The 13,612-nt window shown below is 72.8% G+C and carries 16 protein-coding genes; 12 read left to right on the top strand and 4 right to left on the bottom strand.

Features of this window, described 5'->3' with window-relative positions; translation table 11 throughout:
* Nucleotides 1–72: 72 nt before the first annotated feature.
* The 4 genes from CV755_RS11375 to CV755_RS11365 all read left to right on the top strand — a co-directional run bounded on the left by CV755_RS11375 (nucleotide 73) and on the right by CV755_RS11365 (nucleotide 1,703).
* On the top strand, nucleotides 73–243 hold the full coding sequence (locus tag CV755_RS11375; protein ID WP_109280086.1) for a hydrophobic protein: 171 nt from the start codon (nucleotides 73–75) through the stop codon (nucleotides 241–243).
* 91 nt (nucleotides 244–334) lie between these two features.
* Nucleotides 335–493, top strand: coding sequence for a hypothetical protein (locus tag CV755_RS35090; protein ID WP_164503284.1), 159 nt, complete (start codon nucleotides 335–337; stop codon nucleotides 491–493).
* A gap of 14 nt (nucleotides 494–507) precedes the next feature.
* Nucleotides 508–762, top strand: a complete 255-nt coding sequence (locus tag CV755_RS11370) for a DUF4190 domain-containing protein (RefSeq protein ID WP_109280085.1) — start codon at nucleotides 508–510, stop codon at nucleotides 760–762.
* Between the two features lie 98 nt (nucleotides 763–860).
* Nucleotides 861–1,703, top strand: a complete 843-nt coding sequence (locus tag CV755_RS11365) for an RNA polymerase sigma factor SigF (protein ID WP_241561131.1) — start codon at nucleotides 861–863, stop codon at nucleotides 1,701–1,703.
* Between the two features lie 94 nt (nucleotides 1,704–1,797).
* On the opposite strand, the gene CV755_RS11360 is transcribed toward CV755_RS11365, so the two are convergent.
* Both CV755_RS11360 and CV755_RS11355 read right to left on the bottom strand, forming a co-directional pair.
* Nucleotides 1,798–2,895 (bottom strand): enolase C-terminal domain-like protein, encoded by a 1,098-nt coding sequence (locus CV755_RS11360; protein ID WP_109280084.1) that lies wholly within the window; start codon nucleotides 2,893–2,895, stop codon nucleotides 1,798–1,800.
* Nucleotides 2,896–2,940: 45 nt separating this feature from the next.
* Nucleotides 2,941–3,459, bottom strand: a complete 519-nt coding sequence (locus tag CV755_RS11355; protein WP_109280197.1) for a DUF6328 family protein — start codon at nucleotides 3,457–3,459, stop codon at nucleotides 2,941–2,943.
* Between the two features lie 142 nt (nucleotides 3,460–3,601).
* Here CV755_RS11355 and CV755_RS11350 point away from each other — a divergent pair, with 142 nt between their 5' ends.
* Together CV755_RS11350 and ligD are read left to right on the top strand one after the other, a co-directional pair.
* The gene (locus CV755_RS11350) at nucleotides 3,602–4,213 is read left to right on the top strand and encodes a DNA polymerase ligase N-terminal domain-containing protein (RefSeq protein WP_109280083.1); all 612 of its coding nucleotides are present in this window, start codon (nucleotides 3,602–3,604) and stop codon (nucleotides 4,211–4,213) included.
* Between the two features lie 2 nt (nucleotides 4,214–4,215).
* Nucleotides 4,216–5,160 carry a non-homologous end-joining DNA ligase gene (gene ligD / locus CV755_RS11345; RefSeq protein WP_109280082.1) on the top strand — a complete coding sequence of 315 codons (945 nt, stop codon included), beginning with the start codon at nucleotides 4,216–4,218 and terminating at the stop codon, nucleotides 5,158–5,160.
* 120 nt (nucleotides 5,161–5,280) lie between these two features.
* Here ligD and CV755_RS11340 read toward each other — a convergent pair whose 3' ends face one another.
* Complete coding sequence (locus tag CV755_RS11340) at nucleotides 5,281–5,937, bottom strand: HhH-GDP family DNA glycosylase (RefSeq protein WP_109280081.1); 657 nt, start codon at nucleotides 5,935–5,937, stop codon at nucleotides 5,281–5,283.
* The gene (locus CV755_RS11335; RefSeq protein ID WP_109280080.1) at nucleotides 5,934–6,968 is read right to left on the bottom strand and encodes an SDR family oxidoreductase; all 1,035 of its coding nucleotides are present in this window, start codon (nucleotides 6,966–6,968) and stop codon (nucleotides 5,934–5,936) included. Before CV755_RS11335 ends, CV755_RS11340 begins: the two co-directional genes overlap by 4 nt.
* Before the next feature lie 72 nt (nucleotides 6,969–7,040).
* Between CV755_RS11335 and CV755_RS11330 the strand changes: the two genes are divergently transcribed.
* The 6 genes from CV755_RS11330 to CV755_RS11305 form a co-directional block, all read left to right on the top strand.
* Nucleotides 7,041–8,519, top strand: a complete 1,479-nt coding sequence (locus tag CV755_RS11330) for a bifunctional phosphatase PAP2/diacylglycerol kinase family protein (RefSeq protein WP_109280079.1) — start codon at nucleotides 7,041–7,043, stop codon at nucleotides 8,517–8,519.
* Nucleotides 8,520–8,603: 84 nt separating this feature from the next.
* Nucleotides 8,604–11,384 carry a SpoIIE family protein phosphatase gene (locus tag CV755_RS11325; RefSeq protein WP_109280078.1) on the top strand — a complete coding sequence of 927 codons (2,781 nt, stop codon included), beginning with the start codon at nucleotides 8,604–8,606 and terminating at the stop codon, nucleotides 11,382–11,384.
* A 118-nt stretch (nucleotides 11,385–11,502) separates the two neighbouring features.
* Nucleotides 11,503–12,714 (top strand): sensor histidine kinase, encoded by a 1,212-nt coding sequence (locus tag CV755_RS11320; protein ID WP_109280077.1) that lies wholly within the window; start codon nucleotides 11,503–11,505, stop codon nucleotides 12,712–12,714.
* Nucleotides 12,715–12,748: 34 nt separating this feature from the next.
* Complete coding sequence (locus CV755_RS11315; RefSeq protein ID WP_109280076.1) at nucleotides 12,749–12,997, top strand: WhiB family transcriptional regulator; 249 nt, start codon at nucleotides 12,749–12,751, stop codon at nucleotides 12,995–12,997.
* Between the two features lie 67 nt (nucleotides 12,998–13,064).
* Nucleotides 13,065–13,400 carry an STAS domain-containing protein gene (locus tag CV755_RS11310; RefSeq protein WP_109280075.1) on the top strand — a complete coding sequence of 112 codons (336 nt, stop codon included), beginning with the start codon at nucleotides 13,065–13,067 and terminating at the stop codon, nucleotides 13,398–13,400.
* Nucleotides 13,397–13,612 (top strand): MEDS domain-containing protein (locus tag CV755_RS11305; protein ID WP_193553394.1); only part of this gene is annotated, 216 nt, incomplete at its 3' end. The genes CV755_RS11310 and CV755_RS11305, both read left to right, overlap by 4 nt.

The following is a 13,612-nucleotide window of genomic DNA, read 5'->3' as shown; positions in this document are numbered from 1 at the left end:
CTCCAAACAACTAAGTCCGCGGGAATAAACGGGAATTCACCGGGCAAGCGACTGGACAGGAGGTTGACTGACATGGGTCCACTGCTTCTCGTTCTGCTTCTCGCTCTGATCCTTTTCGGCGCCGGATTCGCCGTGAAGCTCCTGTGGTGGGTGGCCGTGGCCGTGCTGGTGATCTGGCTGCTGGGCTTCCTGGTCCGTATGACAGGGGCGGACGGCGGACGCGGCCGCTGGTATAGGTGGTGACGGCCGGACAAACGACTGTTTCCCATTACCCGGGCCTGGCCGGATCCATCGGATTCCGGCCGGGCCCGCACCATTGAGAGAGGACGTTCCCATGTTCTTCCTGGTTCTGGCCCTCTTTCTGCTCGGCGTCTTCTCCGGGACCGCGGCGCATCTCCCGGCCTCGCTGACCCTGCTGTGTGCCGCGGGCGTCGGCCTCTGGCTGCTGCTGTTCGCGGTGCGGGAGCGTCACACCCGTCAGCGGAACCGGTAAGGAGGAGACCAGCCATGCGTTCCTTCACACAAACCCGCTACCGCGACGCGGACTTCATGGCCGTCATCTCGTTTGTGATGGGGCTGATCGGGCTGGTGGTGGGCAATCTGGTGTTCGGCCCGGCGGCCCTGATACTGGGCACCGTGGCCCTGTCCAAGGGCACAACACGCAGCTTCCGGGCGGTACTTGGGATTGTGCTGGGCGCCGCCGACCTGCTGCTGCTCACCGCACTGGCCGCCGCCCAGCACACCGCCAGCTGGCACCTGTGACCGGACAACGGCCGAAAACCCCCGCCGGTGCGGATTGTCCACCGGGATGCCGGGCAGAAGCCGCATCACGGGGAACCGCAGCGAAGGAGGTCATCATAGTGGCCAGCGCCAAGGTCGACCGCGGCACCACCGAACTGCCGCGCATCGAGGATCCCGGCAGTGTCAGCCCGCAGGACGCCCGCGCTTTGACCAAGCTCTTCCTGGACCGGCTCACGGTTCTCGAGGAGGGCACGCGTGAGTACCAGTACGTCCGCAACACCCTCATCGAGATGAACCTCTCCCTGGTGCGCTTTGTGGCCGGCCGGTTCCGCGGCCGGTCCGAACAGATGGAGGACATCGTCCAGGTCGGCACCATCGGGCTCATCAAGTCCATCGACCGCTTCGACCTCACCCGCGAGGTCGAATTCACCACCTTCGCCATCCCCTACATCACCGGGGAGATCAAGCGGTTCTTCCGGGACACCAGCTGGGCCGTCCATGTGCCGCGCCGGCTGCAGGAGTTGCGGGTCGAACTGGCCAAGGCCAATGACGAGCTGGCCGGCCGGCTGGGGCGGGCACCCACCGTCCGGGAGCTGGCCGGGGTGCTGGACCTCTCCGAGGAGGAGGTCCTGGAGGCCCAGATCGCCTGCAACGGCTACACCGCCTGCTCCATCGACGCGCCCGCGGACGACACCCCGCGCACCCATGACAGCACCCGGCCCTGGGCCGACCGGATCGGCACCATGGACGACGGCCTGGAGAAGGTGGAGAACCTGCATGTCCTGCAGCATCTGATGGGTGAACTGGACGAGCGGGAGAAGAAGCTGCTGCGGCTGCGGTTCGGCGCGGAGATGACACAGACCGAGATCGGGGCGGAGCTGGGCGTCTCCCAGATGCATGTCTCCCGCCTGCTCAGCCGGACCCTGGGGCGGCTGCGCCAGGGGCTGCTGGCCCAGTCCTGACGCCAGGGACCAGCCCTGACGCCGGGACCGTCCCGGCCCCAGGACCCGGAGCTCCAGGCGCCCTCCGGGTCCTGGGGCCGTCCCGGCCCGGCCGTCACCCCTGCCCCACCCGGAACTCCGCGGCCTTGTCGTGGTCAAAGCGCATCCCATGCCCCGGCTCCTCCGTGGCCCCCGGCCGTAGCACCCCGCCGGCCGGGTCCAGCGCCCCGCTGAAGTAGGCGGACTCGATCCGCACATGGTCGTGGAACCACTCCAGGTGCCGGAGGTTGGGCACACAGGCGGCCATATGGGCATGGGCGTGCGGGGCACAGTGGCCGGAGATCTCCAGGCCATGGGCATGGGCCACCGCGGCCGCCCGCAGCCAGCCGGTCACTCCCCCGCACCGGGTGGCGTCCGCCTGAAGGCAGTCCACCACCGGCGCCAGCCGCGCGAAGTAGGCCAGGTCATAGCCGTACTCCCCGGCGGCCACATCGCAGGCGCAGTTGTCGCGCACCACCCGCAGCCCCTCCAGGTCGTCGGAGGACACCGGCTCCTCGAACCACCGCACCCCCAGCTCGGCGAGCACCTCCCCGACCCGGACCGCCTGCTTGCGCGAATAGGCGCCGTTGGCGTCCACATACAGTGCCACCTCCGGCCCGATGGTCTCCCGGGCGTGCCGCACCCGGTCCAGGTCGCGGGAGACCGCCCGTCCCCAGGACTCGCCAATCTTGATCTTGACGCGGGGGATGCCGTGTCCCCTGGTCCAGCCGGTGAGCTGGGCTGCCATCCGGGTGTCGTGATAGGTGGTGAAGCCGCCCGACCCATAGACCGGCACCTCCTCGGTGACCGCCCCGATCAGCCGCACCAGGGGCAGTCGCAGCAGCCGGGCCTTGAGGTCCCACAGCGCGATGTCCACCGCCGACAGGGCGCAGCCCATCAGCCCCGGTCGCCCGGCGTTGCGGACCGCCCGGGCCATCGCCTCGTTCGCCCCGGGGACATCCAGCACCTCGCGTCCGGTGACCACCTTGGCCAGCATGCCGTTGACCGCCGCGGCCGCCTCGGCCGGGGCATAGGTCCAGCCCAGGCCGGTGGCGTCGGCGCAGCGGGCCTCGGCCACCACCAGGGTGGTGGCGTCCCAGGCGAGGGTGCCGTCGGCCTCCGGGGCGTCGGTGGGAATGCGGTAGGCGGTCGCGGTGACCTTGTCGATTTTCACGCCGGACGGGTATCCGGCACTGCCGCCGGGAAACCGGGCGGCCGCTCACTTCCGCCGTCCGTAGTGGTGCCGGGTCCACAGCGGCAGCCCGAACCAGCAGCCCAGGAACCAGGCGGCCACTCCCGCCACCACCCAGGGGACCGCCGGGCCGCGCAGCGCCACCCGCAGGACCAGCAGCAGCACCGAGACCATGGTGGCCAGCAGCAGTACCACGCCCATCAGGGTCAGCCGGGAGGCCCAGAGAACGGTCTGCGGCTTGAGCCGGTGCCCGGTCACCAGCCGGTGGAAGGAGACCGGCCCCACCAGGGCACCGGTGGTGGCCGCGCCCAGCACCACGGTCACCACATAGATGGTCTTCTCGGTGTGCCCCAGCCTGGCGAAGACCGGGGTGAAGGCGACGGTCATCAGAAAGCCGAAGAGGATCTGCACCCCGGTCTGGGCCACCCGCACCTCCTGGATCAGGTCGTTCCAGCGCCGGTCGGCCCGTTCCTCGGGGCTCTCGTCCCGCCCGTGCCGCTGCCGGCCGGTGCCGCCGGTCTCCGGCCCCGTTCCGCTCGACGCCATCGCCCGTCCCTTCCGCGTACGGTCCCGCCGCCGCCCGGCCGGGGAGGGTTGCCCGGCCGCGATACGGGTACCCGGTTTTCCCGCTCCGCCCCGGGCGTCCGCCGGGCCGGAGCGAGGAATCCCCGCCAGGAGGGAGGAATCCATGGCCCGCACCCGGCCCGCGCTGGCGGAGTACCGCCGCAAACGCGACTTCTCCCGTACCCCGGAACCCAGCGGTGAGCGGGCCGCGCGCCGTGGTGAGCGGCCGGTCTTCGTGGTGCAGATCCATGACGCCAGGACCATGCACTTCGACTTCCGGCTGGAGGCGGAGGGGGTGCTGAAGTCCTGGGCGGTGCCCAAGGGCCCCTCCGGCGACCCGGGGGACAAGCGCCTGGCGGTGCCCACCGAGGACCATCCGCTGGAGTACCGGCACTTCGAGGGCGTGATCGCCGAGGGCGAGTACGGCGGCGGCACGGTGATCATCTGGGATGAGGGCACCTACCGGGCGCTGACCACCGACCGCGCCGGCCGCGAGATCCCCATGGGCGAGGCGCTGCGCAACGGCCATGCCTCCTTCTGGCTGGACGGCGGCAAACTGCGCGGGGGTTACTCGCTGACCCGGATGCGCGAGGGCCGCGACGAGGCGTGGATGCTGGTCAAGCGCCGGGACCGGTACGCCGCCGCCCGCGGGGCCCCCGACCCCCGGCGGGCCCGCTCGGTCCGTACCCGCCGCACCCTGGGCCAGGTGGCCGCCCAGGCGGCGGACCACCGCTGACCATGGACGAGGACTTCCGCACGCCGATGCTGGCGGTGCTCAGCGACCGCCGGTCCTTCGAGCCGGGCTGGCTCTTCGAGCGGAAGCTGGACGGGGTGCGGGTGCTGGCCGCCCGCCGCCAGGGCGAGGTGCGGCTGCGCTCACGCAGCGGGCAGCCGCTGAACCGCACCTATCCGGAGCTGGTGGACGCGCTGGACGCCCAGCCCTTTATGGACTTCACCCTGGACGGGGAGGTGGTCGCCCTGCACCGCGGCCGCACCGACTTCGAGCGGCTGCAGCGGCGGATGCAGCTCACCAGCCCGGTGCTGGCCCGCAACAGCGGGATCACAGTGGTCTACTACCTGTTCGACCTGCTCCGCCTGGACGGCCATGACACCACCGCCCTGCCGCTGCGCGACCGTAAGTCCGTACTGCGCAAGGCGGTTGACTTCCGCACCCCGCTGCGTTTCACCCCGCACCGCACCGGGGACGCCGAGCGGCTGCTGGCGGAGGCCTGCGGCCGGGGCTGGGAGGGGCTGATCGCCAAACGTGCCGACGCCCGCTATGTGCACGGCCGTTCGCCGAACTGGCTCAAGCTCAAATGCGGCCTCGGCCAGGAGCTGGTGATCGGCGGTTTCACCGAACCGGCGGGCAGCCGCACCGGGTTCGGGGCCCTGCTGCTGGGCTACTACCAGGGCGGGCGGCTGCGCTACGCGGGCAAGGTGGGCACCGGCTTCGACACCGCCACGCTGCGGTCACTGCGGCGGCGGCTGGACGAACTGCGCTGCGAGCACTCGCCGTTCGACGATCCGGTCCGGGAGCGGGGTGCGCACTGGGTACGCCCGGAACTGGTCGCCGAGACCGGCTTCACCGAGTGGACGCGGGAGGGCCGACTGCGCCATCCACGCTTTCTGGGCTTGCGCCAGGACAAGCGAGCCACGGAGGTGGTGCGGGAGCGGGCGGAGTGACGGTGACCGCCGCGCGGGGCGATGGAGCGTTCCTGGTGCGGGCCGCCTTGGGCTGGTCGCGCAGTTCCCCGCGCCCCTAGCGGGCGCCCCGCTGCGCGAGCAACCACCCACAACCCGCGCCTACACCCCAACCTCCTCCGCCACCTCCTTGTCAAGCGCAGCCCGCACCAACGCCGCCGCAAACGCCGCAGCCTGTTCCCTTTTCACCAGCTTCGCCAGCGCCGCCGGATCCCCCGGCAGCCCCAGCCGTTCCGCCCCCTGGAGGGCCTTGCCGTCAATCCGGGGGAACACCTCCGGCCAGACCCCCTGCACCTCGCGCAGGAAGATGTCCGCGCCCGCCGGGCCGATGCCCGGCAGCTCCCGCAGCAGTGCGGACAGCCGCCCCGCATCACCTTCCGCCCGCTCCCGCATCCGCCGCACATCGCCGCCATAGCGGTCCAGCAACAGTTCGGCGCCGTCGCCGAGTTGGGTGGCGGTGCGCTCGTCATAGCGGCGGTAGCCGCCCTCGCCGAGTGCGTCCACCCGCTGCTGCCAGTCGGCCGCGGCCATCTTCCGGGCGTCCTTCATGCCCGCCGCGAACAGGCAGCGGGCCGCCGCCACCGCCACCGAGGCCCGGATGCGGGCGCTCAACAGATGGGAGAGCACCAGGAGTTGGTAGAGCGGCTGCGGGGTGTCCCGCAGCCGGATGCCCGCCTCCTCGGCATAGGTACGGCCATGCGTGCGCAGCAGCGCCGCCACCGTGCGGCGGTGCTGCTCCGCGTCCCGTGCGGCGCTCACCGGGCCGCCTTGCGGCGGGCCAGGGCCAGGGCCAGGGCACCCGCGCCGGCGGTGGCCAGGGCCAGGGCGTCCCGGTGGTGGGAGAACCACTGCTGGGGGCTGCGGCCGACGGCCCGGTCGTCGAAGGCGCCATGGGCTCCGTAGTCGTGCCCGCCCTCCCCGTCCAGCGGGCTCCACAGGTTGACCGGGGCGTCCTCGTCAGTGGGTTCCCCGGTCTGCTGGGAGGCGAAGGCGGTCCTGGCCAGATAGCGGTCCAGCAGGCCCGGGACCACGGCGTTGGCCAGCAGGGTGGCGGTGGTGCTGCCGCCCACCCACCACTCCCGGCGCCGGGGGTGGTCGGCGGCCCACAGCACCGCACGGGCGGCGATCTCCGGCTGGTAGACCGGGGGGACCGGCTGCGGCCGGTGCGGCATCCGGGACAACGACCAGCTGAACTGAGGGGTGTTCAGGCCCGGCAGCTGGACCATGGTGGTGCGCACCTTGCTGCGCTGGTGCAGCAGTTCACAGCGCAGGGACTCGTTCATGCCCTGGATGGCGTGCTTGGCCCCGCAGTAGGCGCTTTGCAGGGGAATACCGCGGTAGGCCAGTGCCGAGCCGACCTGGACGATGGTGCCGTGGTCGCGGGGGAACATCCTGGACAGCGCCGCCTGGGTGCCATGCACATATCCCAGATAGGTCACCTCGGTGACCCGGCGGAACTCCTCCGGATCGATTTCCACAAAGGGCGCGAAGACGGTGGTGAAGGCGTTGTTCACCCAGACGTCCACCGGGCCGTACTCCTCCTCCACCCGGTTGGCCGCCTCGCGTACGGCCGCGGCGTCGGCCATGTCCACCACCAGGGTCAGCGCCCGGCCGCCGGCCTGTTCCACGTCCTTGGCGGCGGCGGCCAGTCCGGTGCTGCCCCGGGCCAGCAGGGCGAGGCGGTCCCCGCGCTCGGCGAAGGCGCGGGCGATGGCGCGGCCCACCCCGCCGCTCGCCCCTGTCACAACGACGACCTGTGGTTCGCGGGTGCGTTTGCGGCTTCTGGTCACCGCCGCCGGGTACCCGGCCCGGCCCGCCGCAAACCGGGCATCCGGACGGGCGGTCCGGGTAGCCGTGCCGCCATGCGCGAGAAGCTGAGTTCCTGGGACCGTTCCCTGTTCGACAAGGTCGCCGCCCGGCACTGGCCGGGCGGCGACCGGGTGCTGCCGAGGCTGTCCCGTGGCGCCGACCACGGGCTGCTGTGGCTGGGGGTGGCCGGCGGCGCCGCCCTGCTGGGCGGGCCGCGTGCCGGGCGGGCGGCGCTGCGCGGGGTGGCCTCGCTGGCGGTGGCGTCGGCCACGGTGAACACCCTGGGCAAGCGGACGGTGCGGCGCGGCCGGCCGGTGCTGGACGCGGTGCCGGTGATCCGCCGGCTGTCCCGGCAGCCGTTCACCACCTCCTTCCCCTCCGGCCACGCCGCCTCGGCGGCCGCCTTCGCCACCGGGGTGGCGCTGGAGCGGCCGGGCTGGGGGCTGGCGCTGGCCCCGCTGGCCGCCTCGGTGTGCTTCTCCCGGGTCTACACCGGGGTGCACTACCCGGGCGATGTGCTGGCCGGGGCCGCGCTCGGGGTGGGGGCCGCCTTCGCGGTGCGCGGCCTGGCGCCCGCCCTGTCCCCGTCCGCCGCGCCCGCCCGGCCGTCCGCCGGGGCCCCCGCGCTGCCGGACGGCCGGGGCCTGGTGGTGGTGGCCAACGGCGGCTCGGGACAGCGGACTTCGCCGCGCGCCGCCCCGGGAGCCGAGGTGCTCAAGGAGCTTCCGGCGGCCGAGGTGGTGGCCTGCGGGCCGGGGGACTCGCTCGCCGACGTCCTGGAGGAGGCCGCGGTACGGGCCGCCGGGCTGGGCGGTGCGCTGGGGGTGTACGGCGGGGACGGCACCGTCAACGCCGCCGTGGGCGTGGCCCTGCGGCACCGGCTGCCGCTGGCGGTGCTGCCCGGTGGCACCTATAACCACTTCGCCCATGACCTGGGCGTCCATTCGGTGGCGGACGCCGCCCGCGCGGTGCGGGCGGGCCGGGCGGCCGCCGTGGATGTGGGCCGCTTCAGCGGTGACGGCCGGCGGCCGGGGGCGCGTCATGAGGGGCATTTCGTCAACACCTTCGGCATAGGCGCCTATCCGGAGCTGGTGCGGATCCGGGAGCGCTGGGCGCCGCGGTTCGGCGCCTGGCCGGCCGGGGTGGCGGCCGCGGTGCGGGTGCTGCGTACCGGGACGCCGGTGGAGCTGCGGGTCAACGGCCGGCGCCGGCGGCTGTGGGCGCTGTTCGCCGGCAACTGCGCCTATCGGGGGCTGGGCCCCACCCCGGTGCGGCGGCACGATCTGGCGGACGGGCAGCTGGACGTACGGCTGATCCTGGCCGGGCGGCTGGCCCGGACCCGGCTGCTGGCCGCCGCCCTCACCGGGATGCTCAAGCACTCGCCGGTGCTGCGGGCCTATCGGACGCACCGGCTGAGCGTGGACGGCATCGCTCCGGGCACGCCTCTGGCGTTCGACGGGGAGATAGCCCCGGCGCCGGGTTCGGTGTGGCTGGCCAAGGACCGCCGGGCGCTGGTGGTCTACCGGCCGTAGTGAGCGGGCCGCCCGGCATGGAGCGCGTGCCCCGCCTGCTGCGCTTCGTTCGCGCCGGAGAGGGGGCCGGGGTAGACATGGGTTATGGCCCGAATCCGGGGCCGCTCCCGCGGAGCCTGGGGTCGCTGGTTCGACGGTCGGCGCCCGGCCGGGCGGCGTGAGCGGCCACAGGGGCGCCCAGGCTCAGAGGAGCCGGCGTCGCGGCGGCGTGTGCGGTGGGTGAGAAGCGTCCGCAGCGTCGCCGGTCAGATGTTTGTGCTCCAGGTGCTGATCGTGCTGCTGCTGGTGGTGGCCGCGGTGGCCGCGCTGCTGCTGCAGGCCCGCAGCGACCGCTTCTCGGCGGCGCGCAGCCGCTCGCTGGCCGCCGCCGAAGCCTACGCCCACTCCCCCGGCCTGCTGGCCGTGCTGCGCGGCCCCAACCCCACCGCCGTTCTGCAGCCGCTCACCGAGGCCGCCCGCAAGCAGGGCGGGGTGGACTTCATCGTGGTGATGAGCAAGGACGGCATCCGCTACACCCACCCCATACCGCAGCGGATCGGCAAGCACTTCATCGGCACCATCGGGCCGTCCCAGCAGGGCCGGATCACCGTGGAGACCGTCCAGGGGCCGCTTGGTGAGGAAGTGCAGGCCATCGTGCCGGTCACCGACCCGGAGAGCGATCCGCACGGCCGGGTGGCCGCCCTGGTCTCGGCCGGGATCAAGGTCAGTGCCGTCAGCAGCGCCTTCGACCGTCAGCTGCCGGTGGTGCTGGCCGCCGGGGTGGCCGCGCTGCTGCTGGCCACCGCCGGCACCGCGCTGGTGAGCAGGCGGCTGCGGCGGCAGACCCATGGCCTGGGCCCGGCCGAGATGACCCGGATGTACGAACACCATGACGCGGTGCTGCACGCGGTCCGCGAAGGCGTGCTGATCATGGGCGGCGACGGGAAGGTGCTGCTGGTCAACGACGAGGGGCGCCGGCTGCTGGGGCTGGAGCCGGACGCCGAGGGCCGCCCGGTCGCCGAGCTGGGCCTGGACCCGAGGATGACCGAGCTGCTGGCCTCCCACCGGATGGCCAGTGACGAGGTGATCCCGGTCGGCGAGCGGCTGCTGGCGGTCAACAACCGGCCCATCGAGCGCCGGGGCGGCCCGGCCGGCAGCGTGGCCACCCTGCGGGACTCCACCGAGCTGCGGGCCCTGGCCGGCAAGGCCGAGACGGCCCGCGGCCGGCTGCGGCTGCTGTACGAGGCCAGCGTGATCATCGGCACCACCCTGGACATCGAGCAGACCGCCTGGGAACTCACCCAGGTGGCCTCGCCCGGCTTCACCGACTACGCCACCGTCGATCTGGCGGAGCCGGTGCTGCGCGGGGAGGAGCCGGGGGCGGGCATGGGGATGCGCGGCCGCCAGGCGGTGCTGCGCCGGGTGGCGCTCACCGGCCCCCGGGACGACCACCCGCTCTACCCGGCGGGCGATCTGGTGACCTTCGCCGCTCCCACTCCCCAGGCCACCGGCTTTGTCAGCGGGCGCCCGGTGCTGGTGCCCGATCTGGGCGCCGACCAGGGCTGGCGCACCCAGGACCCGGAGCGCACCCAGGCGGTGCTGGATTACGGCTTCCACTCGATGATCACGGTGCCGCTGCGGGCCCGCGGGGTGCTGATGGGCATCGCCAACTTCTGGCGCACCCAGGACAGTCCGCCCTTCGAGGAGGACGATCTGTCGCTGGCCGAGGAGCTGGCCGCCCGGGCCGCGGTGTGCATCGACAACGCCCGCCGCTTCACCCGGGAACACGCCCTGGCGGTGACCCTTCAGCACAGTCTGCTGCCCCGCGACCTGCCCGAGCAGAGCGCGCTGGACATCGCCCACCGTTATCTGCCCGCGCAGGCCGGGGTGGGCGGCGACTGGTTCGACGTCATTCCGCTGCCCGGGGCCCGGGTGGCGCTGGTGGTGGGTGATGTGGTGGGCCATGGGCTGCATGCCGCCGCCACCATGGGCCGGCTGCGCACCGCGGTGCAGAACTTCTCCAGCCTGGACCTGCCGCCGGATGAACTGCTGGGTCACCTGGACGAGTTGGTGGCCCGGATCGACCTGGAGGCGGCGGGCCTCAGCGAGGAGCCGCCGGTGGCCGGCGCCACCTGTCTCTACGCCATCTACGATCCCACCACCGGCAACTGCGCCATGGCCCGGGCCGGCCATATGCTTCCGGCGCTGGTACGCCCGGACGGCACCGTGGAGTTCCCCGAACTGCCCGCCGGTCCCCCGCTGGGACTGGGCGGACTGCCCTTCGAGGCGATGGAGCTCACCGTGCCGGAGGACAGCAGCCTGGTGCTCTACACCGACGGGCTGGTGGAGGACCGGGAACGGGACATCGACACCGGGCTGTTGATGCTGACCGAGACCCTCCGGCAGCCCGGCCGCTCGCCCCAGGAGATCTGCGATGCGGTGCTGGGGGAACTGCTGCCGGCCCGGCAGACCGATGACATCGCCCTGCTGGTGGCGCGTACCCGGCGGCTGGCGGGCGACCGGATCGCCGAATGGGAACTGCCCGCCGATCCGGCCGTGGTTGGCCGGGCCCGCGCCGAGGTCACCGAGCGGCTGACCCAATGGGAGCTGATGGAGGCGGTGTTCACCACCGAGCTGATCCTCAGCGAGCTGATCACCAACGCCATCCGCCATGCCTCCGGCCCGATCGGGGTCCGTCTGCTGCGCGACCGCTGTCTGATCTGCGAGGTGGCCGACACCAGCAGCACCTCGCCCCATCTGCGGCACGCCGCCGCCGAGGACGAGGGCGGCCGGGGACTGTTCCTGGTCGCCCAGCTCGCCGACCGCTGGGGCACCCGCTACACCGCCGAAGGAAAGATCATCTGGGCCGAACTCCCGCTGCGCTGAGGCCCCACAGGGGCGCGGGGAACTGCGCCACCAGCCACAGCCGGCCCGCAGCCAACCGGCGACACTCATCGGCAGACGCCGCACCGAGGCCCGTACGGCCCGCTCGTACACTGCGCGGATGCAGATCGGCAGGACCCCCGCGCTGAGGACGGTCATCGATATGGCGATGGCGGTGTCGCTGACGGCGGTCGCCGTCTCCTTCGCCCGCCAGTACCACCCCGCGGGCTGGCCCCGGTTCGACACCCGGGCCATCGCCCTGACCGGGCTGGCCAATCTGCCGCTGGCCCTGCGCCGCCGAACGCCCTGGACGGCCCTGCTGTGCTGTGCGGCCGGGCTGACGGCCTACACCGCCGCCGGATACCAGCCCTCGGTCAGCGTCTGGGGCACGGTGCTGGCCTTCTTCAGCCTGGCCGCCGTGCGGCCGCTGCGCACTTCGGCATTGGCGGCCGTGCCCGCGCTGGCCGCCGTGGAGTACAGCGTGGTGTGCGCCCGCGCGGTCTCCGTCCAAGTGGCCACCGCCGAGACGCTGTTGGTGGTCGGGCTGGCCTGGACCTTTGGGCACACCGTCCGGCAGAGCCAGGAACGGGCCGTCCGGCTGGCCGAACTGACCCGCCGGCTCCAGGTGGAGCAGGCGGCCCGGGCCCGCCACGCGGTGACCGAGGAGCGGATGCGCATCGCCCGGGAGCTGCACGATGTGGTCGCCCACCATCTGTCGGTGCTCTCCGTCCAGGGCTCGCTGGCCAGTTATGTCTTCGACTCCGATCCACGGACCGCCCGCGCGGCGCTGGACACCGTCACCAGCACCGCCTCCCAGACCCTGGAGGAGATGCGCGGGCTGCTGCAACTCCTGCGGATCTCCCGGGAGGACGCCCAGGACGCCGGCACACCCGGCCCTGACACCTCCCCCGGTCTGGACCAACTGCCCGAGCTGGTGGAGCGGATGACCATCGCCGGTCTGACGGTGCACACCCGCACCACCGGCCCCAGCCGCCCGCTGCCGCCCGGCGCCGATCTCTGCGCCTACCGGATCGTCCAGGAGGCACTGACCAATGTGCTCAAGCACGCCGGGCAGGCCAGGGTGGAGATCAGCCTGGACTACTCCGCCGAGTCGGTCCTCATCACGGTGCGCGACGACGGGGGCGAGCCGGGCAGCACCCCGGAGCCGGTGCCCGGCGGCGGCCATGGCCTGATCGGGATGCGGGAGCGGGTCACCGTCTACGGCGGCACCTTCAGCGCCGGTCCACTGGAGCCCGCCGGCTACCAGGTGCGTTTCTCGCTGCCCAATCCCCGCGGAAACAGGGATATTTCCGCCGCCCCGGGCGAGGCGTAACCGGGAGTCGAGAGCGAAAGGGATGAGTTAACCAGTGAACTGGCGACAGTACGCCGCCTGCCGGAACGAGGACCCCGACCTCTTCTTCCCCGTGGGCACCTGCGGCCCGGCCGTGCAGCAGACCGAACAGGCCAAATCGGTCTGCCGCGGCTGCCCGGTGCGCGAACGGTGCCTGCGCTGGGCGCTGGAGAGCGGCCAGGAGTACGGAGTGTGGGGCGGCACCAGCGAGAAGGAACGCCGGCTGTTGCGCCGGACACGGCCACAACGCCTGTCCGCCGCCTGACCATCAGAACTCCCCGGGTGGCGGGGCTGGGTAATACTGGCCCCGACGACCCAGCTTGGGGGTGCATATGACCGATCTCACGGGGTGGCCGCCCTACCGCGCCGCACTGGACGTCTGGCCGCTCTGCGAACGGGCCGGGCTGGGCCTGTCGGGAGAGGTGAGCCTGCCGACCCGGGTGGCCTGGGAGGGCGCCCTGGCCACCCTGCCGGGCCGCCCTGGGCGGGTCTATCTGGAGCTGTCCCTGGTGACCTTTGTCGATGTCGCCGGGACCGCGGCGCTGGCGTTCACCGCCCAGCGTCTGGGCAGCGGCCGGCGCCTGATCGTGGACCGGCCACCGCCCTCGATGCGGCGTGCCCTGGAAGCGTTCTGGTCCGACCTGCCGGCGATCGAGGTGACACTGTGAGCAACCCGACGGCCCACCACCCCGACCCTTTTGTCCACCCCGCGCTGTTCTACCGGGACCAGGGCGAATACCTGGCGGGCAATGTGTCGTTCATCCGGGCCGGACTGGCCGCCGGGGAACCGGTGGCGGTGGCCGTGCCGGCGGCCAACCTGGAACTGCTGCGGGCGGAACTGGGCGAGGAGGGCAAGCCGGTGCGCTTCATCGACATGGAG

Origin of the sequence: Streptomyces orinoci (genome assembly GCF_003121295.1) — a bacterium.
Lineage (GTDB): Bacteria > Actinomycetota > Actinomycetes > Streptomycetales > Streptomycetaceae > Streptomyces > Streptomyces orinoci.
Note: the sequence above shows the minus strand (reverse complement) of the source record. Positions and strands in the feature narration are given on the sequence as shown.